Source organism: Algoriphagus alkaliphilus (assembly GCF_900103735.1).
Classification (GTDB): Bacteria; Bacteroidota; Bacteroidia; order Cytophagales; family Cyclobacteriaceae; genus Algoriphagus; species Algoriphagus alkaliphilus.
The window spans coordinates 1-24,629 of sequence record NZ_FMXE01000049.1; the positions used below are offsets into that span (position 1 = coordinate 1).

General features: G+C 42.9%; 22 protein-coding genes and 1 tRNA gene. 12 read left to right on the plus strand and 11 right to left on the minus strand.

The genetic code is table 11. The features are described 5' to 3' along the window. The coding region (locus BLQ81_RS20745) for a transposase (RefSeq protein ID WP_139183695.1) at nucleotides 1–280 on the plus strand (280 nt) is incomplete at its 5' end. 22 nt (nucleotides 281–302) lie between these two features. Here the strand turns inward: BLQ81_RS20745 and BLQ81_RS20750 are convergent. Beyond that, a complete protein-coding gene (locus BLQ81_RS20750) occupies nucleotides 303–1,667 on the minus strand; it encodes a TlpA family protein disulfide reductase (RefSeq protein ID WP_092734686.1) in 1,365 nt (454 codons plus the stop codon). A gap of 319 nt (nucleotides 1,668–1,986) precedes the next feature. Then, a complete protein-coding gene (locus BLQ81_RS20755) occupies nucleotides 1,987–2,427 on the minus strand; it encodes a hypothetical protein (RefSeq protein WP_092734689.1) in 441 nt (146 codons plus the stop codon). A 162-nt stretch (nucleotides 2,428–2,589) separates the two neighbouring features. Here BLQ81_RS20755 and BLQ81_RS20760 point away from each other — a divergent pair, with 162 nt between their 5' ends. Genes BLQ81_RS20760 through BLQ81_RS20775 form a run of 4 tightly spaced genes read left to right on the plus strand, consistent with a single transcriptional unit; the run spans nucleotide 2,590 to nucleotide 5,353 of the window. Next, nucleotides 2,590–4,101 carry a S10 family peptidase gene (locus tag BLQ81_RS20760; RefSeq protein ID WP_092734693.1) on the plus strand — a complete coding sequence of 504 codons (1,512 nt, stop codon included), beginning with the start codon at nucleotides 2,590–2,592 and terminating at the stop codon, nucleotides 4,099–4,101. 48 nt (nucleotides 4,102–4,149) lie between these two features. Continuing rightward, nucleotides 4,150–4,395 (plus strand): AbrB/MazE/SpoVT family DNA-binding domain-containing protein, encoded by a 246-nt coding sequence (locus BLQ81_RS20765; protein ID WP_092734696.1) that lies wholly within the window; start codon nucleotides 4,150–4,152, stop codon nucleotides 4,393–4,395. After that, the gene (locus BLQ81_RS20770; RefSeq protein ID WP_092734699.1) at nucleotides 4,386–4,709 is read left to right on the plus strand and encodes a type II toxin-antitoxin system PemK/MazF family toxin; all 324 of its coding nucleotides are present in this window, start codon (nucleotides 4,386–4,388) and stop codon (nucleotides 4,707–4,709) included. Before BLQ81_RS20765 ends, BLQ81_RS20770 begins: the two co-directional genes overlap by 10 nt. A 41-nt stretch (nucleotides 4,710–4,750) precedes the next feature. Beyond that, nucleotides 4,751–5,353, plus strand: a complete 603-nt coding sequence (locus BLQ81_RS20775) for a nitroreductase family protein (protein WP_092734702.1) — start codon at nucleotides 4,751–4,753, stop codon at nucleotides 5,351–5,353. An 80-nt stretch (nucleotides 5,354–5,433) separates the two neighbouring features. On the opposite strand, the gene BLQ81_RS20780 is transcribed toward BLQ81_RS20775, so the two are convergent. The 4 genes from BLQ81_RS20780 to BLQ81_RS20795 all read right to left on the minus strand — a co-directional run bounded on the left by BLQ81_RS20780 (nucleotide 5,434) and on the right by BLQ81_RS20795 (nucleotide 10,816). Further along, a complete protein-coding gene (locus BLQ81_RS20780) occupies nucleotides 5,434–6,051 on the minus strand; it encodes a hypothetical protein (RefSeq protein ID WP_092734705.1) in 618 nt (205 codons plus the stop codon). 2 nt (nucleotides 6,052–6,053) lie between these two features. Next, nucleotides 6,054–9,011, minus strand: coding sequence for an HsdM family class I SAM-dependent methyltransferase (locus BLQ81_RS20785; protein WP_092734708.1), 2,958 nt, complete (start codon nucleotides 9,009–9,011; stop codon nucleotides 6,054–6,056). A 198-nt stretch (nucleotides 9,012–9,209) separates the two neighbouring features. Then, on the minus strand, nucleotides 9,210–9,830 hold the full coding sequence (locus BLQ81_RS20790; RefSeq protein WP_092734711.1) for a thiamine pyrophosphokinase: 621 nt from the start codon (nucleotides 9,828–9,830) through the stop codon (nucleotides 9,210–9,212). After that, nucleotides 9,830–10,816, minus strand: coding sequence for a dipeptidase (locus tag BLQ81_RS20795; protein WP_092734714.1), 987 nt, complete (start codon nucleotides 10,814–10,816; stop codon nucleotides 9,830–9,832). The genes BLQ81_RS20790 and BLQ81_RS20795 overlap by 1 nt, the downstream gene beginning before the upstream one ends. Before the next feature lie 216 nt (nucleotides 10,817–11,032). On the opposite strand from BLQ81_RS20795, the gene BLQ81_RS20800 reads away from it, so the two are divergent. From BLQ81_RS20800 to BLQ81_RS20810, 3 genes are all read left to right on the plus strand, one after another. Beyond that, nucleotides 11,033–11,545, plus strand: a complete 513-nt coding sequence (locus BLQ81_RS20800; RefSeq protein ID WP_092734717.1) for a 3-hydroxyanthranilate 3,4-dioxygenase — start codon at nucleotides 11,033–11,035, stop codon at nucleotides 11,543–11,545. Nucleotides 11,546–11,650: 105 nt separating this feature from the next. Beyond that, complete coding sequence (kynU, locus tag BLQ81_RS20805) at nucleotides 11,651–12,937, plus strand: kynureninase (RefSeq protein ID WP_092734753.1); 1,287 nt, start codon at nucleotides 11,651–11,653, stop codon at nucleotides 12,935–12,937. A 23-nt stretch (nucleotides 12,938–12,960) separates the two neighbouring features. Then, nucleotides 12,961–14,313 carry an FAD-dependent oxidoreductase gene (locus BLQ81_RS20810; RefSeq protein WP_092734720.1) on the plus strand — a complete coding sequence of 451 codons (1,353 nt, stop codon included), beginning with the start codon at nucleotides 12,961–12,963 and terminating at the stop codon, nucleotides 14,311–14,313. Nucleotides 14,314–14,416: 103 nt separating this feature from the next. Here BLQ81_RS20810 and BLQ81_RS20815 read toward each other — a convergent pair whose 3' ends face one another. After that, nucleotides 14,417–16,654, minus strand: a complete 2,238-nt coding sequence (locus tag BLQ81_RS20815) for a TonB-dependent receptor family protein (protein ID WP_092734723.1) — start codon at nucleotides 16,652–16,654, stop codon at nucleotides 14,417–14,419. 134 nt (nucleotides 16,655–16,788) lie between these two features. On the opposite strand from BLQ81_RS20815, the gene BLQ81_RS20820 reads away from it, so the two are divergent. From BLQ81_RS20820 to BLQ81_RS20830, 3 genes are all read left to right on the plus strand, one after another. Next, a complete protein-coding gene (locus BLQ81_RS20820) occupies nucleotides 16,789–18,840 on the plus strand; it encodes an alpha-L-fucosidase (RefSeq protein WP_092734726.1) in 2,052 nt (683 codons plus the stop codon). Between the two features lie 95 nt (nucleotides 18,841–18,935). Further along, a complete protein-coding gene (locus BLQ81_RS20825) occupies nucleotides 18,936–19,508 on the plus strand; it encodes a gluconate 2-dehydrogenase subunit 3 family protein (protein WP_092734730.1) in 573 nt (190 codons plus the stop codon). Next, nucleotides 19,501–21,210: a GMC family oxidoreductase gene (locus BLQ81_RS20830; protein ID WP_092734735.1), complete on the plus strand. Its 1,710-nt coding sequence runs from the start codon at nucleotides 19,501–19,503 to the stop codon at nucleotides 21,208–21,210. The genes BLQ81_RS20825 and BLQ81_RS20830 overlap by 8 nt, the downstream gene beginning before the upstream one ends. A 217-nt stretch (nucleotides 21,211–21,427) precedes the next feature. Here BLQ81_RS20830 and rplS read toward each other — a convergent pair whose 3' ends face one another. From rplS to BLQ81_RS20850, 4 genes are all read right to left on the minus strand, one after another. Further along, nucleotides 21,428–21,793 carry a 50S ribosomal protein L19 gene (gene rplS / locus BLQ81_RS20835; RefSeq protein ID WP_092734738.1) on the minus strand — a complete coding sequence of 122 codons (366 nt, stop codon included), beginning with the start codon at nucleotides 21,791–21,793 and terminating at the stop codon, nucleotides 21,428–21,430. Nucleotides 21,794–21,869: 76 nt separating this feature from the next. Beyond that, complete coding sequence (gene trmD / locus BLQ81_RS20840; protein ID WP_092734741.1) at nucleotides 21,870–22,559, minus strand: tRNA (guanosine(37)-N1)-methyltransferase TrmD; 690 nt, start codon at nucleotides 22,557–22,559, stop codon at nucleotides 21,870–21,872. 3 nt (nucleotides 22,560–22,562) lie between these two features. Continuing rightward, nucleotides 22,563–23,093, minus strand: coding sequence for a ribosome maturation factor RimM (gene rimM, locus BLQ81_RS20845; RefSeq protein ID WP_092734744.1), 531 nt, complete (start codon nucleotides 23,091–23,093; stop codon nucleotides 22,563–22,565). A gap of 13 nt (nucleotides 23,094–23,106) precedes the next feature. Further along, nucleotides 23,107–23,736 carry a 30S ribosomal protein S16 gene (locus BLQ81_RS20850; RefSeq protein ID WP_092734747.1) on the minus strand — a complete coding sequence of 210 codons (630 nt, stop codon included), beginning with the start codon at nucleotides 23,734–23,736 and terminating at the stop codon, nucleotides 23,107–23,109. Between the two features lie 308 nt (nucleotides 23,737–24,044). Between BLQ81_RS20850 and BLQ81_RS20855 the strand changes: the two genes are divergently transcribed. Further along, nucleotides 24,045–24,116 (plus strand) — tRNA-Arg (locus BLQ81_RS20855). Nucleotides 24,117–24,629 lie beyond the last annotated feature (513 nt).

Sequence of the window (24,629 nt, forward strand, 5' to 3'; positions counted from 1 at the left end):
CGGTATATCCGACCTGTTTGCAACTTCATCCTTATATAAATGGATAACCAATGCCTACGGCAGAAAGATCGCTGAAATAGATAAGGTGGTAGATATGTTCAAAAACCATATAAGTGGCGTTTTAAACGCTTTAACCCAGCGACTCTCAAATGCCATGGCCGAACGGCTTAATGGTAAGATCCAAGAACTTAAAACAGTGGGAAGAGGATATAGAACATTCGCCAACTTTAGAAGTGCTATTTTATTCTTTAACGGTGGATTAGACCTATATCCCCACTAACTTAAGGGTAGAACCATTTTATTTACATTTTTTCAAGTTCGAATTCAATCATTTTTTCCATTCCAAGAGAAGGTTCAGGCAAATCAGAACTTATTATAGTTCCCTTCGGATCAATCAAAAAATACTTTGGGATTGCTTTGACCAAATATTTATCTCCAAAGATATCATTTATTCCATTTGGGATATTGACCTCAATTCCAAAACCCTGAGGGTTGGTTCGGGACACGAAATTTTTCCATCGATCAAGTTCAGAATCTACTGAAACCATTAAAACCGCAACGCGGGGGTCATTTTGGTATTTGGCAGCAATAGCTATAATATTTGGCCGGTGTTTTACACAGGGTCCACACCAGGTTGCCCAAGCATCAATAAGGATAACCTTACCTTTGAGGTTGGACAGATCAAAATCAGAATTGTCCGACTTTTTTGCTTTAAAATTAAATGCTTCAACTCCAGCCATCGAGGAGAAAAAGGAATCTGATGCTCTATTAATCAATAATGAATATGGATTGGATTTCTCTCCTTCCAGGGCCTCAGTAATTTTGTCTGACGTAAACAATTGCTCATGTGGTCTCCAATAGGATGGATGTTCAATGACTGACTTTATATAGTACGCCTTCAAGAAATTTTGTAAATCAAGGTTTTCGGTCTTTTTTTCGATTTCCCCAAGAAAAGTTTGGATATCTTGAATGGAATCCTGTTCTCTCAAGAGCTCAATCTCATATTTGAATAGGAGCATATCCGGTAAAGATTTTGCTTCTGAATCGAAAAAATTGATCTTTTTGATAAAATCGAAATAGGGGTCTTGTGCCTCAAACCCTTTAATAATTCTCCCATAATACATCAAGAAATTGTACGCCCTAGCTTGGTTTTGATAGTTGAGAAGTGCTTTCTCTGAATCACTTATTCTTGGTTCAAGGTGCTTTATGACCTTATCTCTGGCATTGATTAAGCTATCAAACTTTTCTTTGACCGATTCAGGATGGTCAACTCTAAAAATTAATCCTGCATAGCGGGAGAACATTTCATTTGTCGAATGCCAAATAACATTGTCCATTGAATCTGCCGGTGATTCTTCTGTCACAAAAAAGTTCCCGCTAAGTTTCAGGCTTTTGGATACTCCTGGACCAAGGATTGTTAAGTAAGACTTGTCACTTCCTTTAACCTGAATGCTTGCTAGTAATTGTCCTTCAATAGGGAAGGAAAAACTTTTCTGAGAGGAATTCAGGGGTACTTTCCCCAAAACTTTTCCAGTTATCAATTCTTGAAAAAATAATGAATCGTATTCTGTATTTATTTCAGGAACAAAAATGTCAAAAACCTCATAGGGTTTAGAACATGAGGTAAAAAAGAGTCCCGCATATAGCACTAAAAGACATGTTCTCATGGAAAATTGGGTTTATATGTAAGCTATCTATCTCTAAAATAAAAACTAAATCCTAAATCACAAAAATCTAAACTAAAATTTTAGGTTTTCAGGGTTTTCTGCAGATTAGCAAAGAAAAAGTCGCTGCTGTTATCAGATTGATTAAAGAAATACAGAGATAGTTTCAAGAGCCCCGTTTTTTAAGGGTCAAAAACCTTTCCGTAACAATCCTTACTCCCGCACTAAACCAAAAAGGCAAGGGTTGATCCCAACCCATTCCCTCTCCTACTGTCGTGTCTATTTGAAGCAGCACACTGAAAAATTAGCGGTATCCTACCTGTTAGGAAACTCCTGCTCCGGGAACATAAGGATCTCCCGAAAATATTTCACCGACTAAATGCATTCCTTTAAACACCCGTACCTGCGAACCAAAGCCCCAAGTACCCAAAAGATCTCCTGATTGATCTATATGCAAATAATTTCCACCCACATTTGCATGGATAAGTACATCCTCATTCTCACCAAAGCATTGGGTGATGGTGGCAAAGGCAAAAGTTCCAAATCCTTCCGGCTTGAAAGCACCCTTGCCGGTCGGGAAAAAACTTCCCAAGACAGCTCCAAATCCCGGCCCTTTTCCGGATTCATATTCCCTGAACAAAAATTTACCCTGTACGAGGGGTAAGGCGTAGGAAAAAGCAGTGTTTTCCTGCTCGGATTTTTCATAGCCAAAAACTCCTCCTACAGAAACTTCTAACCAATTCTTGGGTCCGTAAGCAGCCATTACCCATTGTTGCCCCTCATTTTTATAATATTTTGTTTTTCTTTGACGACGTCTACCCTAGCCTGATTGTTTACAATCGTCCTCTGGTGACGATTGAGTCATCCCTGTGGAAAACAGGCAGGCTCAATTTTATTGATCCTAATTCATAACCCCACCAATAAAATGAAAAAATACCTGTTCTTTATTGTCGCATTTTTGATAGCCATTTCTTCCTTTTCTCAAGAAGAAAAAGCCGAGGCCAAGTGGATTCCCCGTGATCCTCAAAAGTTCGAGTCAAGTCATTCAGGGACTTTCAACGGGCAAAAAATCACATTCAAATCGATTGTCGGAGAGACATTTCTGAAAAACAGCAAAGGCGAAGTGACTGGGGCCATGTGGTCTACTTCTTATGTCAGAGAAGGTGTGGACTCTTCAAGAAGACCGGTAATGTTTGTTTTCAATGGAGGTCCGGGTTCGGCTTCAGTTTGGCTTCACATGGGTTTCTTTGGCCCTAAAGTTGTAAAAATTGACACCGAGGCGAAGCAAGATGACGGAGTTGCGCCTTATCGGTTTGTGGAAAATAATCAGGCCTTGTTGGATCTGACGGACTTGGTGTTCATCGATCCGATCGGAACCGGTTTCAGCCAGATTGAAGGTATTGGGAAGACTTCTGATTTCTGGGGGCTAAACGAAGATGCAGCATCAATTGCTCAATTTATGCGGATTTGGGTAACGCAAAACGGAAGATGGCAAGCCCCAAAGTTTTTGGCTGGAGAAAGTTTTGGCACCACACGCGCCGCAAAAGTGGCCGAAGTACTCGAAGGTGGGGGACAAAACATGGCTCTGAACGGCATCATCCTGATCTCCCAAGCTTTGGACTATGCAGGTTCGTCGAGTTGGGCAGATAACCTCACCTCATTTTTCACCTATTTACCATCTCAAGCCGTAACTGCTTGGTACCACGGGAAAGCTGGGCAGGGAAAGACGATTGAAGCTTTCGCAAAGGAAGCCAGAGATTTTGCATACAGTGAGTATTTGCCATCCCTTTTCTTAGGTGAAAAGCAAACGCAAGCCCAGAAAGAAGCTACAGCTGAGAGACTCGCCTATTTCACAGGTTTGGATAAAAAATACATCCTCCAATCCGAAAATCAGATCCTGATGCACCGGTTCAAAAAGGAATTATTGCGAGCCGAAGGAAAAGCCATTGGAACATTGGATGGACGTTTTTTGGCTTTGGAAACAGACAAATCATCCGAAGGTCCGATGCTCGGCGATCCGAGTGACTACATGACAAGTGCTGCCTATACCGCTGTTTTCAACGATTACTTAATGCGGGATTTGAAAGTAAAGATGGATCGACCTTACCTTTCCTCTGCATCCGGAATGGGCGGAAGTTGGAACTGGAAACCCGTGCCGGAAGGTGCTTACTATGAGCCAAGCTATGTAAGCACAGCCCGATCGCTCAGCGAAGTAATGCATCGGAACACCCAACTCCAAGTGATGGTTGCCAACGGTTACTATGACCTGATCACACCGTTTTTTGATGCTGAATTTACCTTTGCGAGACATGATTTTCCACAGGACAGAATTCAAATGACCTACTACGAAGCAGGCCACATGATGTATAACCGACAGGAGGACTTTGATGCGCTGGCAAAGGATGTGCGGAAATTTTTGGAGGGGATGTTGAAATAGGAAAATCTATTTTTTGTTATTACATTGTGATCACAGTTTTTAAGAATCATGGAAACAAACGTTATAAAAATCGGAAACTCTAAAGGTGTAAGGTTGAGTAAGACCATTTTGGAAAAATACCAAATAGGAGAAAAGGTTGAGATTATCTTGGAAGATAATCAAATTGTACTCAAGCCAATTAAAACTCCTCGTCAAGGTTGGGCTGAAGCATTTAAAAAAATGCACGAAAATGGAGATGATGAACTTTTAATTCCGGATGTTTTTGAAGATGAAGATTTTGAAGAATGGAAATAATTCAATATCAAATTGTTTTGGTAAATCTTGACCCAACTCTAGGGTACGAAATCAAGAAAACACGTCCATGTGTAGTTATTTCTCCCAATGAAATGAATCAATATTTAAAAACAATCGTCATTGCTCCGATGACGAGCTCGGAAAAATCTTACCCAAGCAGAATTCCCGTTTTACATAATGGCAAAAAAGGAATGATTGCTCTGGATCAAATTAGATCCATAGACAAATTAAGAGTTCAAAAACTACTGGATCGCCTGTCAACCAGCGAAATTGAATCACTAAAAAGCCTGATCAAGGAAACTTTTGTAGACTAAAAATCGCTTTCCCAATATTACCATCAACTGAACTACACAAAATGCCAAATTTCAACGCCGAAGAAGTAACCAAAATCATCCGTGGACGCCGATCCATGTTTCCCGCTCAATTCAAAGAAAATGATCCCGTGGACGACTCCATCATTGAGGAAATGCTGGAAAATGCCAATTGGGCACCGACTCACAAGCTGACTCAGCCTTGGAGATTTATCGTCTACACTGGTGCAGGCCTGAAGAAATTCGCAGATTACCAGGCTGAAATGTATAAAATGCGCGCCGAGAAAAACGGCACCAACTTCATCGAAGCGACTTATCAGAAATTTAAGGAGCAGCCTTTGAAAGCCTCTCATGTGATCGCGATTCTGATGAAGCGAACCGAAGGTTCGGGCATTCCGGTGATGGAAGAAATCGTCGCCACAGCTATGGCGATACAAAATATGTATCTCACTGCCTGTGCACATAGACTAGCCTGCTACTTGGGAACTGGCGGTCCGACGTTCTGGGAGGAAGCCAGAGAAGATTTCGGACTGGAAGGAGAAGATATGCTGATGGGCTTTTTCTACGTCGCCAAGCCTGCTACTGACATTTGGCCTGCCGGAAAGCGCGAACCGATTGGAGATAAAGTGGGGTGGATTAGGGAGTAGGAGAGTTAATTGTTATTGAGTTATTGGAAAAAGGGAGGTGAAAGCCTTCCTTTTTTTGATTTATGTTCAACAAAAGACACTTAATTCACTTTAGTCCAAAAATGGTGCAATGTAACATTTGAACCACCTTTTCTTAAATGATTTGATTTCAATCGGGCAATCTTATCAAAATTGACTATCTCTAGCTTTTCATTTTCAGGCCAAGTTGCATCTGATACCCATTGATTAATAGTTGAAAACCAGTAGTTGAAGTCTTGGGATTTAACATAGGCAATCATGCCACATTCAGGTAACAAGTTATTCCTATTATCCAATCCATGATCTTCTTTCCTAAATCGTTCAATGCCTCCGCCCTTGCCAAAGACATATTCATGATCTTCCCTTTTTGAGTCTTTGGGCGTTGGAAGGACTTTGGCTTCAATCGTAAAAAGTAAATTTGCCCCCTTATAAATGCCGATGTCTACTGTGCTGCTCCTTTTTTGAGCATTTTCCCTTTGAAAGCAAAATCTTGAGGCGCATTTATTGGTCATATACACACAAAATGCTGTTGAGTGCTGATTTTCATTTTTCTTTACAGCTAGAATCTCAACAAATTCTTCCGAAATCAGGAAGTTAGGCAATTCGGTTTCTAAGTATAGTATTAGATCATTTACTAACTGAGAAGGCTGAAGATTTTTAAAAGAAGAAACACCTGACATAATTAATAATTCTCAGCTTTAAAATCCAAAAAAGTTTCGTCAGCATCTCGTAATGCTATGGACTTTAACCAATAACGTAGGGCATTCGGCTTGATAAAGTAAACACAATCAAATCCATCTACATGATCGTATAGTCGAACAATTCTTTTATAAGCAGCGCCCTGGTTGGCAGTGTCATTATTGATTAGTTTCTGAACCGAATCATCTAATTGATCTTTCACAAATTCTTGCTTCATCCCACCATCGACTCCAAATCCAATTTGATAAACTGTATAAGAAGGCATGCGATAAATCTTGCCTGATTGCCAGCTATTGCCATCCCTAGCATATATATCATTGAGTTCTGAGCAGAGAACTTCTCCATATTCTTTGATTTGTTTTTCTTTTACCGGATGATGTAGGATGGCTCCATCGGAATTTTTGGTGATTTGTTTGCCCAGATGAACGTAATAAGTCAAAACATCTTTCAAAACGATATTTTCACTTTGAGAAAAAGAAATATCACTTTGATCTTTTGGAAATGGTAACCCATCTACATCTTCCTTTTTGAATGAGGTTTCTAGCATAACCAAAGCTTCGGAACTTGTAGACAAGATCCAAAACCGGGCTAATCGCCTGAATTCTTCATTTTTGAATCTATTGTAGATAGATATTAAGTCTTCTTTTTCTTCAATAGGCGCATGTATACCTACTAACCTTGCTCTGAAACCTAAATGTTTTTCAGAATAGTGTATGGGAATATTGGTTGGGCTAAAAGCTATTTTATAAATTAAGTGTGGGGGATTATATATTTTTTCATTTCTCGGTTCTGCAAAATCTGTATTAGTTTCAATAAAAGTATCAAAGTGTTCAAATTCATCAAAGGTATCAGATTTTATTACCTCTCTATCAGTTAGATACTTCGCCTTTTTTCCCTTTCCTTCTAACTTATACCCAATACTTGATATCCACTTTTTATCGGAAATTAACTGGCCAAATTTAAAAAACAAATTGAGCCTATAAATCAAATGAAACAATCTTCCACCGCCCAAAAGATTTGTTTTCCAAACAAATTGCTTTTTTGGATCAACTGCCCAGTCCCATTTTACTAGATGTCGGTCATACCCATCAATTTCAAAACGGACTTTCTGCTCTACGGAAATGGTACGTTTGATTACCGTATGATTTATTGGTTGAAATTCTGAAATTCGATTATTTGCCATTAGTACAACTACGGGAGTATCTGCACTTGTGAAAAGTCCTCTTCTCAGGTGAGTAAAATCATAAACATCAGAAATGGTGAAATCTGTAAATAGCCCCTTCCTGTAGTCTCCAGCCGACTTGTCATACAAAAGTGCATTTGCGGGAATGATCATACAAATACGATCTGTCAATAACATGGAAGCCTCAAAGAAATGTAGCGCAAAGTTGTTTCTCGGTATGGTTGGATGCTTCAAGTCCAAAGAATTGAGAACCTCATGGTCTAGCACTGTTAGTTTTGAATGAGTTTTCTCAGGATTGAATGGTGGGTTCCCGATGACTAGAGAAAAATGGTTTCCTTCATTTTTAGCATCCAGTGCCCATTTGAAAAATCCAATGGGTGGCTTGGCTTCCACAATATTTCTTGTACTTAGGTCTTGAAATTTCAACTCTCCCCAGACTTCTTTGGGGGTAAGATAATCCAATAAGGCTGTGGTAAGACCAAATATAGTCACACGTATTGCGGTGCTTTTTACATCAACCCCGAAGATATTATCTTCCAGTATTTTCTGAGCAGTCAATACATCTGGGTATTGAATATCTCCAGTCTCTTCACTTTTAGCGATTGCCCACCACTGTAGCAACCTTTTGTATGCAGCAACGAGAAAAACTCCAGACCCACATGTAGGATCGAGGATTTTGTAGATACCGTCTTCAATAAAAGATGAGGGTGGATTTTCCAGAGGCATCGCTTCATCCACCATGAAATTAACCAAATGGATAGGAGTGTAAACCACACCTTTTTCACGGCCTTTTCCATCTCTTTGGGCTTCTTCCTGAATGAAGTTTTCATAAATAGCACTAATTACCTCAGCAGGAAGATGTTGAAAACTATATTGTCTCCACAAAAAAAGCTGCTTTGTGTCAATATCATTGTCAGCTCTAAGAAACTGGGCTAATAAGGTCAAATCAGTTTTTTCAATTTGCTCTTTTTCTGAATGAGTAAATTGATCGAAAATTCTCCCATTGAATTCCGTGGAAAGTGAATCCAAAACAGCCAAAAACTTTCCCTTTTCTACCGCTTCAACAAAGCTATCTACTTTATAATTAAAAAATATCTCATCAAGAGTCGATCGATCAGTATCAGAGTCCTTTTTCTCTTCCAAGAACTTCACTAAAATACTTAGAACCAATATTTTGTCTATGGTTTCCGGTTCTAATTGTTCAATTCTTTCATTGAAATCCTTTCTGACTTTCATCAGATAATCAATCAGGTGCTTATATGGGCTCCTGTCGATATTGATTTGATTCTGATATTCTTTTTGCTCCCAAAAAGTTCCTGTCCCAAATAAATGTGCTGCGCTATTTTCATTGTCGAGAGCTTCAACTACTTTCGAGGTGAATTTTAGCTCCTCGACCGAAAGTTCTTTTTTCCCGACCTTTTTGGCAGGCTTTCTAACATTGTAAATATCTAACCTCGTTTTCCCTTTTATAATATAAACATCTACTTTCCCTTCACTCCAGAGTGCGGCATGAATTTCTTTATGCCGGGGACTATTATTAGGAAGGTCAATCTCTTGGAAAACACAGACTACAGGTTCAGACTTGTAAGCTACCGTATCCTCCTTGGTTTTAAAAAATCGTCTAAAAAAAACTGCATAAGCTCCAAGTTTTTTTACCTCGGAAATATACATGCGTTCATAGTTATTCTGTGCGGTGTTTCCTTTGCCGCACAGAACTAGACCATTTTCTTCTGTAAAATCGAGGATTTGGGTTCGCATAATGAAAAGTCAAAATCTCCCCTAAACATAGTTGGAGGAATGATTTTAAAGATATTCAATCAAATTTATACCAATTAGCCTTAAAAACCGCATTTAAAAATCCATAGTCACTAACTGTCAGATCCTCTTATAATTCTAATCAAATTTTAGTCATAATGATCCGGAAAAAAGGATTTTTCTCTTTTCAGATTTCTCACTTCAACTTTCAGAATTCACCTTCTCTCCCACCCAAAAAATTCCAGTCCCCAAAATCTCCGTAATCCCTTCCAGGACTTCCAACTGGGTCAGGTAAATCAGTGGAAGCATCAGTTTGCCGTTTTCATTGGAGATCTCGACGGGCATTCCTTCTCGACCGAGGATTTGAATTGTGCTTTCGGCAAACCACTTTTTGAATTTTCCGCTTTTTACAGGATAGTATTTCCATCCTGCATCCATGATCGTCAGGTCAAACAAATGCAGCTTTCCCTCCAAATCCATACACCTCAAATGCGAAACCCCAACCAAATGCGCCGCAGGATGCTTGGTTGCCAAGAGGTATTGAAGTCCTTCGTCTAGTGTGTTTTCCGGAGAAGCGGTTAGAAACTTGACAGGATACTGCTCTTCAAGCAGTTGGAGATTTTCTTTTTGGAAGGTTTCCGTGGCCAGAATCACGTCGATTTTTATACCCCAACTCAGCACGGTATCCAAGCATTCCTGCCAAACCAAAACCGTCGGAACCCACTCCAAAAGTGGAGAAATGCCATCGAAATTTAGTCCTTCTGTGTTGAGGATAATCACCGCTGGTTCCTGCTGCTCCTTGACAAAATGATGACTTGACATCAGCTCCAGAGTTTTTGGTAGAAGTTGAACACGTTTTCAGAAGCCAGTTTCTTGAGCTGAGATTCACTCAGGGTTTTGCTCAAGGATTCTAAAATCGATGGATATTTTCCGGCATTTTCGGCCAAAGGGAAATAAAACGGTTGCCTGCTCTGGTCGGGAAAATTCTTGGTATAGAAGAAATCCGCACCAAAGCAGATGGAATCTTCATTCATTTTGATACCATGCAAAATATGTTCAAAAAGTCGCTCCGGCACATCCCGATCCAAGAACTCCCGTAGGAAATTCACCCCAATGATTCCTCCTCGCTTGATGATTTCCTGTGCAAATTCATCTGTCAGATTCCGCTTGTGATCCCAAAGTGTCCGAAAGTTGGAGTGGCTGGCGATCACCGGAATCGGCAGATTGTGCCGGTCGATATGATTCAGGATTCCCTCTGCCAAGAGGTCGGAAGTATGGGAAAGATCAATTGGGATATGCTTTCCAGCCATGTAGTCGAGCAGTCGTTTTCCATCCTCTTTCAGCCCAACTCCCTCGACATAATTTCCTCCTCCGAAGCGATTCTCGGTATGGTGAGTCAGGCTGATGTAGGCGAGTTGACCGACGGTTGTAAGCATCCTGTCAAACTGCTTGTAGATCTCCGGCCAAGTAGCTTTCTCGGTTCCAAATCCGGCCGCATTTTCAACCGAAGCGATGATCCCGATTCGATTATCAGAAGTTTCATTCTTGAGGAAATCAGCATCAAAGTTTCGGACTATCGTTTCTTCTTTGCGCAGCAAGTCGTAGAAAATCTTGGCCTGCTTTCCGGCCATTCTCATGCTGGAAGCGTCCACATTGGTATAGATCGCCATCACCTGCATTCGGACTCCACCTTCCTGCAGCCATGGAAATGCACAGGCAATTTGGTCTTTGGAAAATGCATCTGCACGGGGAACTGCCGCCAAAAAGGAAAGCAGGTCACAGTGTAGGTCGGCGATGGGGATATTCATAGGTTTTGGAGATTTTATAAACAAAAGTACGATTTACGAAGTACGAATTACGAGGGTCCGAAGAACCTCAAAGATTTAAGATAATTCTTAACCTTTGGAAAAACCCTCAGAATTTTCACCTATTAAGTTGGGTAATTGTTCAAAAACTAATTCACAACTGGTTTTAGATTCAATACCTATATTTGGAAGTAATCTTTACTCAAACCTGAATCAAACATGTCTGTCGCCAAACCTTTCAATTTCCAAAAGTGGATCGATGAAAACCGTCATTTGCTCAAGCCGCCTGTAGGCAATCAGCAGGTGTACAAAGGAAACGACGATTTTATAGTCATGGTAGTCGGCGGGCCAAACAGCCGAAAAGATTACCACTACGATGAAGGCGAAGAGTTTTTTTACCAATTGGAGGGCGACATTGTGCTCAAGATTATAGAGGATGGTAAACCTAAAGACATTGAAATCAAGGAGGGGGAAATTTTTCTTTTGCCTGCAAAAGTGCCTCACTCTCCACGCAGACCTGCCAATACGATTGGTTTGGTGATCGAGCGCTACCGAAGAGCAGAAGAAAAGGACGGCTTTATTTGGCACTGTGAAAACTGCGGAAATCGGCTTCATGAAGAATATGTCGAACTGACCGATATCGTGACTCAACTTCCTCCCATCATGGAGCGTTTTTGGTCGAGCAAAGACCTCAGGACTTGTAAATCTTGTGGTATGTATATGGAAAAGTAAAGTCAACAGTCCACTGTCGACAGTCGACAGCAGGAAAAAGCAGACTTCAAACCTTATTTTCTCTGGCGGTGGACTGTGGTCCGTCGACCGTTGACAAGAAAAAATATGAACCCAATCAAATACCAGTTTTCCGAATCTTTCGCAGCTGAAATGGACGCAAAAGATTCACTTTCACACTTCAGATCCCGATTTTATTTTCCCAAAGTCAAGGGAAAGGAAGCAATCTATTTCTGCGGAAATTCATTGGGAATTCAGCCAAAATCGGTCAAAGATTACCTCGAAAAAGAACTCAACAACTGGGCAGATTTGGCTGTGGATGGGCATTTTCACGGAGAAGATGCCTGGTATCATGTTCGGAAAAAGTCAAAACCTGCACTTGCCGCAATCCTTGGAGCGCAAGAGCATGAAGTGGTGGCGATGAATAACCTTTCGGTCAATCTTCATCTTTTGATGGTTTCTTTTTATCAACCTACAAAAGAGCGAAAAAAAATCATCGTGGAGGCCGGAGCTTTTCCTTCAGATCAGTATATGTTGGAGACTCAGATCAAATTTCACGGCTTGGATCCAGCCGATGTTTTGGTGGAGCTTTCACCAAGATCAGGAGAGTTTACGCTGAGAACGGAGGACATCATAGCCGAAATCCAAAAGCAGGGTGACTCACTTGCGCTAGTCAATATGGCTGGTTTGCAATACTATACAGGGCAGCTTTTTGACATGAAAGCGATTACTCAAGCTGCCCATTCAGTTGGGGCCTTGGCAGGATTTGATTTGGCGCATGCTGCAGGCAATGCAGTGCTAAAGCTTCACGATTGGGATGTGGATTTTGCGACTTGGTGCAGCTATAAGTATCTGAACTCCGGTCCCGGAAATGTCTCAGGAATATACGTTCACGAGCGATTTGCGGAGCGGCCTGATTTACCCCGGTTTGCAGGTTGGTGGGGACATGACGAAGGCGAGCGGTTCAAGATGGAAAAAGGTTTTGTACCAATGTATGGAGCGGACGGTTGGCAGTTGGCCAATTCCAATGTCTTGGCATTGGCCGCACATCAGGCTTCCTTGGATATTTTTGAGGAAGCAGGAATGGAAAACCTTCGGTTAAAAAGCGAAAAACTCACCGGCTATCTTGAATTTCTGATCGGGGAAATCAGCGGTGAATCAGGGGTTTTGGAAATAATTACCCCAAATAATCCGGCTGAAAGAGGCTGTCAGTTATCTTTGCTGATCCACCATGGGGGCAAGGAAGTCTTCGATGAATGGTATAATCAAGGAGTAGTAGGTGATTGGAGAAACCCAAATGTGATTCGTCTTGCGCCTACTCCACTGTACAACAGTTACTTGGATGTGTTCCGATTTGCAAAGATTTTGGAACAATCCCTGAAAAAATTCGCTTAAAGAAGCGTGGGTAAATCTATCCGATGAAAAAAAACGACATTACCATCTTAGGTGCCGGCTTGATCGGCAGTTTGATGGCCATATATCTCAAGCGTCAAGGGCTGGACGTATCGATCTACGACAAGCGACCTGACAGGCGCAAAATCCCCTATTCCGAAGCTGGCAGATCCATCAATATGGCCTTGAGCCATAGAGGGTGGAAAAGTCTGGAGCAAGTAGGCTTAAAGGATAAAGTCCTTCCTTTTGCCATTCCGATGTACGGAAGGCGCGTGCATGACGAGCATGGCGGGACTGCTTTTGTGCCTTATGGCAAAGCTGATCAGGCAATTTATTCCATTTCCAGGGGAAATTTCAACCAATTATTGGTAGAGGAGGCGGAGCGATTGGGTGCCGAAATCCACTTTGAGCACAAGTGTCTCGATGTGAATTTCAGAACTGATGAGGTGATCTTTGATACTCCCGAGGGAGAGAAGAAATTGACTCCAAGCGTTATCATTGGTGCCGATGGCGCATATTCTGCGCTGAGAATGTCCATGCAGAAGCAAATCCGCTTCAACTATCGACAGGAATACATTTCCCATGGCTATAAGGAATTGACCATTCCGGCAACTCCTTTGGGGGAATTTGCAATGGATCCGAATGCATTGCATATCTGGCCAAGAGGCAAGTTTATGTTGATCGCCTTGCCAAATCCTGACAAATCGTTCACTTGCACTTTGTTTCTGCCTTTCCAGGGCACCAAAGTTTGCTTTGAGAAAATTCAGGATGAAAAGGACCTGGAAACTGTGTTCAGAGCTTATTTCGACGATGCCTATCAGGTGATGCCGGATCTGAAAACTGAGTTTTTCAAAAATCCGACCGCAGCTTTGGTAAATATTGAATGCTATCCTTGGGTTCAGGGAAATGCCCTGCTTTTGGGCGATGCCTCTCATGCCATGGTTCCATTCTATGGTCAGGGGATGAATTGTGGGTTTGAGGATTGCTCTATTTTGAATGGGTTGATCGAAAAACTGGGAACGAATGCTTGGGATTTGGTTTTTGAAAAATTCCAGAAAAAGCGAAAGCCGGATACCGATGCGATTTGTCAACTTGCGATGGAGAATTTCATCGAAATGCGGGATTCAGTGGCTGACCCCAAGTTTTTGCTTCGCAAAAAAATCGAAGCCAAACTGCATGAACTTTATCCTAAAGAATGGATTCCGCTTTATACGATGGTGACATTTACAGATATGGGCTATGCCGAAGCCTATGCACAGGGGAAACTTCAGGAAGCAATTATGAATAAAGTAATGGCAAGCCCCCTAATTACCGAAAATTGGGACAAGCTCGACTACGAGGACATCATCAATCAAATGGAAACAGCAAAAGCGGTCTAAAGACCGCTTTTTTTTGTTTAACAGAACGTTTAAAGGGCATGTCCTTCAGGACAAAAGCATGCCTATTGGAACAAAGCGCAGTATCTTTCTACCCTATTTTCCCTCAATAGTTCAATCCCAATTTCACTCCTCCATACCAATTCCTGGTCGGAGCAGGCTGATAGAATCTGGCAGCAAAGGCATTGAGATCATTTCCCAAAGAGTAAGACTCGTCAAGGAGATTATCCACACCTGCAAAAACCTCCAGGTCAAACTTGCCAATCTTGCGTACATACCCAAATCGCATATTCACCAGGTCATACGATTCCTGATAGACGGTATTGGCATCATTGAGCGGAATTTTATCAGTAAACTGATGTGTGAAATTGAGGTAAAAGCCAATGGATGTTCTCAGATCCAGGCGACTGACCAGATTATGCTTTGGCACTCCTGTCAGGTCATTTCCTGAAAAGTCGTTGGCTTGCTTGGCATACTCATCAAACTTGAAAAACTGCCCGGTGTAGGCTGTTCCCAGCAGTATGTCTCTGACGAATCCCTCTGAATTTTTCAGAAGGGCATAATCTACTGTCGCCTCAATTCCTTTTTGATCTGTTGAGCCCGCGTTTCTGAATAATACCACTCCGTTTGCATTGGTGAAAGTGGTGATGGTCTCGTCCAACTTGAGATAATAGCCAATCAATTCGAAGTTGAATTTCTCTTTGCCCAATCGATACCCCACTTCGTAATTCATGCCTTTTTCTGCCTCCAAAGCAAAGTTTAAACTTCCTTCATTGGTTCGAACCTCATCGATAGTAGGGGGAGAAAATCCGCTGCTGACCGATCCATACACTGAACTAAAGGCATTCATTCGATAGTTTAAGGCAACTCTTGGGATTACTACAGGATCAAATTTCCTGGATTGTAGTCCTGTAGGTTTGCGCGTGGCATCGATTTGTCTATCTACCTCATAGCCGGAAAAATTTTCAGACAATCCCAGAGTAAACAGCAATTTGGAATTCAGATTCCATTCAGCCTGCTGAAAGAAGAAGCCCTGATAGGTTCTGAGCTTGTCCGAAAAGCGAACCGTATCTGCTACTCCGGCCCGATTGCCAAAATTCTGCGCATCAGTCAATCCATTCTGATATTCTCCTCCTACTATCAATCGCAAAGACTTCCCTCCCAATTCTCCATCATGCGTAAACCTCGTCCTTAGGCCATACCCAAAGCCCAGCTCTTTCTTGTAATCGAGAATAAACGGGTTATCAAAGTCGTTAGTGTTGAGGTAAACGGTTGTGTTGTTGTTGGTCTTTTCAGAAAATCGATACAGATGTCCCAATGAAAGCAGTACTGTCTGTTGGGAAATAGAGCTGTTTTGAGCAACCGAGCCCGGTCGTGCCTGCTTGGGATTCTGTTCCACTTGTGCGGCATTTAAGGCTCCGGGTATCTGGTAATCCAAGTCAGAAATCAGCAACTGGGTACGAATTTCCTGCTTTTCAGAAATCGGAAAAAACCCACCCAACTGAAATACCTGACGATCTACCGCCGAATGCTCCCGGTAGCCGTCTGATTTTTGGCTGACAAAAGAAGCCTCCACACCACCCTCCCCTACTTGCTGGGAAAGCCCGAACCTGAACCGGCTTAATCCAAAATCCCCGGTTAAATATTCTGTGGCAATCCGATTTTCTGTCAGATTTGGTTGGCTGAAAAGAGAAATAGCACCGCCGTTTCCGGCCCCGTAAATACTTCCGGAAGGCCCTTTGACCACTTCCGCTCTTTTGATATTGGCCAGATCGAGCAAGTTCAAAGCCGTCGTCCCGTCCGGTGAAGTGAACGGAACCTCATTCCAATAGACTTTTACATTCCGCACTCCAAAGGGCGAACGAAGCGAACTTCCGCGGATTGAAACCCGGTAACTGGCCGGAGCACGCTCCTCGATTCGTACTCCTGCTTTCTGGTTGAAGGCATTAACTGGAGATATTTCATTGAACCGGTTGAAATCTCGCTCCGTCACCACGCTGACGGCAGCTGATTGCTCCAAAAGTGGCCTTTCTGATTCGAAAGCGGAGACGGTCACACCAGAGAGTGAGATTGAAATGGGCTTTAATTCAATTTCAAAATACCCATCTTGAAACTCTGCGACAAGTGATCGATATCCTTCAAGGAAAAAAGTGACACTAACAGGGCTTTCCTCCTCTATCCTTACCTTACCCTCCTTATCAGTTAAATAGTCTTTTGAGTTATTAACCTTAAGCAAGACTTTTTCCAAAGGCTTTTTAGATTCAAAATCTGATACACGCACATAAATTTGGGCCTGAAGGGAGGAACTAAATAGCAATAGAAATAGGATGATGGCATTTTTCATGGCCGAAAAATACAAGGAAACTTGCAGACAAAAGCAACAATCCAGGCCAATGGTTTTGATTGGGGATCAGCTAATCTTAATTTGTTTTAGATTTCCATACCCAACTGAAAAACAGCAATCTTGAATTTTATTTTATGAAGAAGTTTGTTTGGCCACTTTTAGCTTTCGCGCTCAGTAATTGTCAGGAAAAAGCTGCTCCGCCGGAACCGATACTCCCAATTCCTCATGAAAGACAGATCGCTTGGCAGGAGCTGGAGTATTACGGCTTTGTCCACTTCAATATGAATACTTTTTCAGACCGGGAGTGGGGATTTGGTGATGAAAAACCTTGGCAATTTAATCCGACGGAGCTCGACGCAAAACAATGGGTTCGTGTAGCAAAGGAAGCAGGGATGAAAGGCTTGATCATCACAGCCAAGCACCACGACGGATTTGTACTTTGGCCATCGGCTTACACAGCGCATTCCGTGAAAAACAGCCCTTGGCGAGATGGAAAAGGCGATTTGATTCGGGAATTTGTAGATGCCTGCCTGGCAGAAGGACTGAAAGTGGGGATCTACTATTCCCCATGGGACCGAAATCATCCCGACTACGGCAAGCCGGAATACATCACCTATATGCGTAATCAGCTGACGGAATTGCTGACTAATTACGGGGAGCTTTTTGAGATTTGGTTTGACGGAGCCAATGGAGGCACAGGCTGGTATGGAGGCGCAAAGGAGGAAAGAAAAGTCGATAAATTCAGCTATTACGACTGGCCGACGACGATTGAGTTGATCCGAAAACTTCAACCCAATGCCATGCTTTTCAGCGATGCCGGTCCGGATGTAAGGTGGGTAGGAAACGAACATGGATTAGCATACGAGACTACCTGGTCCAATCTGATGCGGGATTCGGTCTATGCAGGAATGCCAGATTTTGACAAATGGGCTACCGGACAGGAAAACGGCACACATTGGGTGCCAGCTGAGTCGGATGTCAGTATCCGTCCGGGATGGTATTACCATGCTTATGAAGATCACAAAGTAAAAACCTTGCCCGAGCTGATGGAAATTTATTATAAGAGTATCGGGCAAAACAGCTCGCTACTGATCAATTTCCCTGTGGATACCCGTGGCTTGATTCATGAGAAGGACGAAGAAGCGATTTTGAAGATGGCTGCCAAAATCAGAGAAGATTTTGCTGTCAACCTGGCTAAGGAGGCTTCTTTTAAATCTTCTTTCAGCCGGGGTGAAGGTTATGGCGTGGAAAATTTGAATGACGGAGATTTCAATACCTATTGGTCCACACCTGATGGACAGATTCAGGCATTTGTGGAATTGGATTTCGGAAAATCAGTTTCCTTCAACCGCCTATTGATCCAGGAATTTGTCAACCTCGGACAGCGGGTCAAAGATTTTTCCCTCGAAAAAGAAGTCAATGGAAAATGGGAGATTGTGGCAAGAGGAAGCACCATAGGTTTCAGGCGGATTTTGAGATTCCCGGATACCGAGGCCCGAAAAATCCGCATCAATTTCCTGGAGGCAAAAGGGATTCCTGTTATTTCTGAAATCGGGGTTTACTTTGCTCCAGCCTTGCTTTTCCCTCCGAAAATCACTCGCACGCCAGTAGGAAAAGTCAGCATCACAGCAGCGGAGGATAGCCAGCAAATCTTTTTCTCCTTGGATGGAAATGCGCCGAAAGTGGGCGAAAATCCTTTTTTAAGTGAATTTGAAGTGCTGGAAGCAACCACTGTTCAAGCTCTTGCGGTGGATTCAAAATCTGGAAAAAGCTCAGAGGTCGCACGAGTTGATTTTGATCTGGCAAAGGGAACTTGGAAACCAATTACCTCTGATTCGAATGTGGTAAGATCTATTGACGAAAAATCTCAGACTTATTGGACTTCGACAAGTAATGAACTGGTGATAGATCTCGGAAAAGAAATTTCGCTGCGTGGGTTTACTTATTTACCCATGCAGGCAAGATATCCAAGTGGCTTTATTTCCGAATATCAATTTGAGATAAGTGATGACGGTAAAAAATGGAACACCGTAAGGCGTGGAGAATTTTCAAATATCCAAAATAGCCCAATCGAACAAATCGTTCGGTTTGAATCAGTTCAGGCCAGATTTATAAAACTAAAATCCCTAAAAACCATTGATGAAAATCCTGCAACATTCGGTGAATTCGGAGTTTTGACTCGGTAGATTATCATTCAATGTCTTTTATACCTTTGGCTGTGGAATTCGCATAATTTTCCCTACTTTCTGGGCTCAAATGCTTTAAACCCAACCTATCTTATATGAACAGACGGATCGCCTTGCGGCATCTCGCCCTGATCTCCGGAGGACTCGTGTTGATTCCTTCCTGTGATTTCAGCAGCGATGACATCCTTGCCGCCTATCAGAATCTAATAATTACAGATTCTCAAAAAACCCTCCTGGGATCAATTTCAGACACGATAATCCCTGCAGGAGAGATCAAAGGAGCTCTCAATTTGGAAGTCCCCGACTTTATCCTTGTCATGGTCAATGACTGCTTTACCACCGAAAATCAGGAAAAATTCACAGCCGGACTTACCGCCTTTCCTGACTATGTGCAAAAAACCGCTGCAAAGAAATTTAAGGGGCTTTCCACCAAGGAAAAAGAGGAATTAATTCTCACCGGCACCAAACTAGAAGGAGATGATACGCCAGAGGGAAAAGAACGGGCAAGCATTTCCTACTTTCTGAATTCCACCAAACGCTTAACCATCCAAGGCTATATGGCCTCTGAATACATCCAAACCGAAGTAATTCCTTATTCACTCATTCCCGGCGAGTACAATGGTGCTGTGCTGATCTCCGACCTACAAAAACCCCGCATTAATGGCTAATCTGAATATCCGAAGTAAACAAGAACGAACCTATCAAGCCATTGTCATCGGTTCAGGAATCAGTGGTGCTTGGGCCGCAAAAGAACTTTGCGATCTCGGAGTGAAAACGCTTATGCTGGAGCGCGGAAAAAACGTGGAGCATATCAAGGACTACCCGACTACAAACATGCTTCCATACGAATTTGAGCATCGGGGTCAGGTGCCTCAAAAAATTCAGGAAGAAAATCCGGTCGTCAGTCGATGCTATGCTTTTCGGGAGGATGCGATGCACTTTTTCGTTAAAGATACCGAGCATCCCTATGTGCAGGAGAAGCCTTTTGACTGGATTCGTGGGTACCAAGTTGGGGGAAAATCCCTGCTTTGGGCAAGACAGGTACAGCGCTGGTCTGACTTTGATTTTGAGGGTCCCGCACGTGATGGCTTCGCAGTAGACTGGCCGATCCGATACAAAGACATCGAAAAATGGTACAGCCATGTGGAGAAATTTGCGGGAGTTTCGGGCAACAAAGATGGCTTACCAAATCTTCCGGATGGAGAATTTCTTCCCGGGTACGAATTGAATGTGGTAGAAAAGTATTTTGCGGAGCAACTGAAGAAAAACTACGGCAATGACCGCCACATGATCTCTTCCCGCTGCGCGCACATCAATGGCAATCTGGATTTTTTTGCGCAGCAAGGCAGGGCAAAATGCCAAAACAGAAACCTTTGCCAGCGGGGCTGTCCCTTTGGAGGCTATTTCAGTTCCAATTCCTCCACCATTCCCTGGGCCCTAAAAACCGGAAATCTCACGATGAGACCAGATGCCGTCGTGCATTCAATCATCTATGATGAGGAAAAAGGAAAAGCCAGCGGAGTCCGAATCGTAGATCGGCTGACCAAGGAAACAGAGGAGTTTTATGCCGATGTGATTTTCCTGAATGCAGCGGCCTTGAACTCCAATCTCATTTTGATGAACTCCACCTCCAATCGATTCCCAAATGGCATGGGTAATGACAGTGGAGTGCTGGGCAAATACGTTGCATTTCACAACTATCGCGCTGGTGTATCTGCCGAACATGAAGGACACTCAGAGTATACCACTTCAGGTGGACGTCCGACAAGCGGCTACTTCCCAAGATTCAGAAATGTGTACAAGCAGGAAACTGACTTCCTGAGAGGATACGCTGCAGGCTTTTCGGCCGGAAGAGGTGTCCGAACCAATTCGGAAGGCATCGGGATAGAGTTGAAAAACAACCTCCTCAATCCAAGTGAATACGGTCCTTGGTATGTGGGTTCGCACATGATGGGCGAGACCATTCCCAAGGAAAGTAATTATGTTGCCTTGGATCCAACGCTGAAAGATGAGTGGGGAATTCCTCAGCTCAAAATCAATGTGGAATACGACGACAACGACGAAAAAATGATCAAAGACTACATCGAACAAATGTCTGAGATGTTTACTAAGGCAGGATTTACCAATATCCGGACACGGGATGACAAGCGCGCTCCCGGACTGGATATCCACGAAATGGGCGGTGTACGAATGGGCAAAGATTCAAAAACATCGATGCTCAACGCCAACCATCAGCTGCATGCCGTTCCGAATGTCTATGTGACCGACGGTGCCTCGATGACTTCCACTGCCACACAAAATCCATCACTGACCTATATGGCATTTGCGGCGAGGGCTGCACATCATGCGGTGACGGAAAGCAAGAAGTGAGAGATGTTGGATGACCGATGTCGGGTGATTGAGTCAGCATTCTTAGGAACTGATCGATCTATGAATTAAAAAACGAAGCTCAAGTCGTGAGATTTGGGCTTTTTTTAAGCATAATTGCAAGAAGTCTTTTGAATCAATTCTTTCGATCCAGCCAAGCCAAAACAAAAAAGGAACCCATTGCTGAGTTCCTTTTTTTGGACTTTTAACCGAACATGAATTACCTTCTTGGTCTGATTTTCTCCTTGATACGTGCAGCCTTACCCTGACGTCCTCTAAGGTAGTAGAGACGAGCTCTTCTTACTTTACCTTCTCTTAGCAGGTCGATTTGCTCGATCGCAGGAGAGATGATAGGGAAGATACGCTCTACGCCGATTCCGTTTGAAATTTTACGTACAGTGAAAGTTTCTCCGTTTGTGTTCGGGTTTTTTCTTTGGATCACAGTTCCCTGAAACTGCTGGATACGCTCCTTATTACCTTCTTTGATTCGTACGTGTACGTTGATGGTATCTCCGGCTTTGAAAGAAGGGAACTTGGCTCTCGCCTCGCTGTATTCCGCTTCTACAATTTTCATTAGATCGCTCATAGCTTTATGTTTTTATGCTTTCGCAGTTTGCCACCGCAGTGGCTTAAATGAATTACTTTTTAAAATCTTGTCTCGCCTACTCCCACCCGGTGCCTTTCATCAGATCAGGTCTTTTTTCTTTGGTTCGGCGAACCGATGCTTCAAATCTCCACTCGCTTATCTTGGCTTCATGTCCTGAAAGCAACACTTCCGGTATTCCAATCCCATTGTATTCAGCGGGTCTGGTGTAAACAGGCGGTGCCAAAAGGCCATCTTGGAAGGAATCTGTCAAGGCGGAGGTCTCGTCGTTCAATACTCCCGGGATCAATCGGATAATGGCATCTGCGACTACCGCTGCTGCCAATTCTCCTCCCGAAAGAACGAAATCTCCGATGCTGATTTCTTTGGTAATGAACAAGTCCCTCACCCGTTGATCCACTCCCTTGTAATGACCACAAAGGATCAGGAGGTTTTCAACTTGCGAAAGTCTGTTTGCCATGGATTGGTCGAAGGTATCTCCATCCGGTGTCATGTAGATGATTTCATCGTACGTTCTTTCCTTTTGAAGTGCCTCGATGCATCGGGCGATAGGCTCGATCATCATGACCATCCCGGCTCCACCACCAAAGGCATAGTCATCGACTTGCTTTTGTTTGCCTGTGGCATAATCTCTCAAGTTGTGAACCCGAACGCTGGCCAGTCCTTTTTCTTCTGCTCTTTTCAGAATAGAATGTGAAAAAGGCCCTTCGAGCAAGCCCGGCACCACAGAGATAATGTCAATGTGCATGGATTAGTCTTCCAGATAAATTTCAAGTAAGCCATCGGGCAACTGGCAGAAAACTTTCTTTGCTGCCTTGTCCACCTTGGTAATGATGCCATCCTGAATCGGAATCAGCACTTCTTTGCCTTGGTGAGTCACTCCGAGGAGATCCTGTGTTTCCAGATCATATACGATCTGCACAGGCCCGATCAGTCCTCTGGTCTCGTCAAAGACCTCAAAACCAATCAATTCGTGAAAGTAATATTGATCCTCATCCAATTCCTGAAGTTCGGTAAGCGGAAGATAAACTTCCGATCCAACCAGCCCCTCTACTTGGTCGATGGTATTCAAATCCTCAAACTTTGCCAGGGCCTTATTTCCGGGTTGAAGCACAAAGTGCTCAAGGAAAAAAGGGATTAATCTGCCTTTCTGTTCGAGAAATAGATGCTTTAGATCTTCATAATCCTCAGGATAATCTACATCCAGCATCACATTCACTTCACCACGAAGTCCATGAACTTTGGCTACATAGCCTAATTGAAAGCACTGCTCCTTGTTCATGGGGGAGATTATATTATGCTTTAGCTTCTTCGCCTTCAGCAGAAGCTTCCGGTGCAGCCTCAGGAGCCACTTCTTCAGAGGTCACTTCAGGAGCCACTTCTTCAGAAGCTGCTACAGTTTCCTCAACAGCAGCTATAGGAGCAGGATTGTTTGCAGCCTCAGCAGCAGCAAGCAACGCCTTTTGCTCATCTTCCTTAGCCTGCTTGGCATCAATTCGAGCTTGATTTTTAGCAGTTTCAGCGGCAAGTGCCTTAGAACGAGCATCTGCTTTTGCAGTAGCCAATTTGTCGGATTTGTCAGCAATTTTAGAGTCCTTCTCGCCCAACCATGCGCTGAATTTAGCGTCTGCCTGATCCTGAGTGATTGCGCCTTTCAAGACACCGATCTGAAGGTGTTTTTTCAGCATGATACCTCTGTAAGAAAGCATTGCCTTCACAGTATCAGTAGGCTGAGCTCCATTCAACAACCAGGTAAGAGCGCGCTCATTGTTGATGTTGATGGAAGCGGGATTTGTGTTCGGGTTGTAAGTTCCGATTTTTTCGATGAAGCGTCCATCTCGTGGAGCTCTAGCATCAGCTACAACGACGTCATAGATGGCTTGTTTCTTTCTGCCTCGACGTGCTAATCTGATTTTTACAGACATAATTGTTTAGATTAAGTGATTGGATGGAACCCGTCCATCCTAAATTTGGAGTGCAAAGATAGCTTAAATGATTGGAAAGCCACAAGTTGAGTTCAGAATATTTGCCAGAAAGTTTAGAATTACTTTATCTTGCGAATCTTTCTTTGGTTTAGCCTTTCCTGATGTGAAGTTGGCATGGGTTAAAATCATTTGAAATGGCCCCGTAGTTCAACGCCCGCCCGGCTGACGCCAGTCGGACGGGGATAGAACAAGCGTTTCCTAAACTTTGAAATTTGCTTTGGTCTCCAAAAGGGAGATTCTTTATTTATGGTCCCGTAGTTCAATGGATAGAATAGAAGTTTCCTAAACTTTAGATATGGGTTCGATTCCCGTCGGGACTACTATATTGATTATCAATCACTTAAAAGGTGAGAATCATCACTTTTTTGTGGAAAAACTCCAACCTTGCAGTAAACATTGCAGTGGATTTGATTTTTTTTTGGAAAATTACCTCAAAACCTAACGTGATTTGACGAATAGTTTCTAAATCTCTTAGTTTGGAAAGGGGCAGGTATTTGGTATCCAATCTTTCAAACACCACTTTGCTTAAGGTGGATAAGATGGTTTTATACTTATTGTAGGTCCAAACTTTTTTTGGTGCCACCATCCAGATATACCCGTTCCAACTCGTGTTCCATGTTAACTGATCAATTTTTTAGACTAATGTCTAAAAACGAAATCCTTGATACAATTAACACGCTATTACAACTCCCGAGAGAAATGGAGAAACAATATGAGAGGATAGCACCTTTCGTAATAATGATTATTTCACTCAAACTGACCCATGTGTTTCGCTCTAAACTGACCCACCCCTTTACCGGTGGATCTGTTGGCTAATTTAGGGATGGATTTTT